Genomic DNA, 699 nt, shown 5'->3' with positions numbered 1-699 from the left:
ATTATTAACCACATTGTTACTAAAGATGTTCCTCCGTAGCTAATAAAAGGCAAAGTAACACCCGTTACTGGTACTAAACCAATCACAACAGCTATATTCAAAAACGCTTGCACCATTAGCATCGTAACAAGCCCAATAATGGCGTAATAGGATGTTCGATTTTTAGCCTGGACAGCAAATTTATAACCTGCATAGATTGTCAGTACAAAAAGCATTAAAATAACAAGGCCACCAATCAATCCGACTTCTTCTAAAATAATAGCGTAAATAAAATCATTTTGAGGTTCTGGTAAGTACAGAAACTTTTGACGGCTTTGTCCAAAACCATGGCCAAAAATCCCCGCTGGCCCTATTGCCATTAAGGATTGCACTGCTTGGAATCCACTCACTAAAGGATCAGCCCATGGATCAAGAAATGCTTCTATTCGCTTTAGACGATATGGTGCTGTTGCGATTAGCCCTACTAATCCAGCAACTCCAGCTAACATAATCATAGCGTACAGCTTTAACGGATACCCAGCGACAAAAAATAATAAAAACACCGATACAACAAGAATAAAAACAGACCCAAAATCTGGTTGTAACATGATAAGAATGACAGGTAATAGCAAGATGAACCCGTGGCGCCAATTCACAATCATTGTACCTGTTTTATGTTGCGCTAGTATATGACTTAAGTACACAATGACAGTTATTTTC

At 38.3% G+C, this 699-nt stretch carries 1 protein-coding gene; it reads right to left on the bottom strand.

Going from position 1 to position 699, the window contains the following annotated elements; translation table 11 throughout:
• Positions 1-699 (bottom strand): FtsW/RodA/SpoVE family cell cycle protein (locus RT445_RS21605; protein WP_313471532.1); only part of this gene is annotated, 699 nt, incomplete at both ends.

This window comes from Lysinibacillus sp., from assembly GCF_032093475.1.
Lineage (GTDB): Bacteria > Bacillota > Bacilli > Bacillales_A > Planococcaceae > Lysinibacillus > Lysinibacillus irui.
The sequence above is the reverse complement of the archived record's forward strand: the minus strand, read 5'-3'. Positions and strand labels throughout refer to the sequence as shown.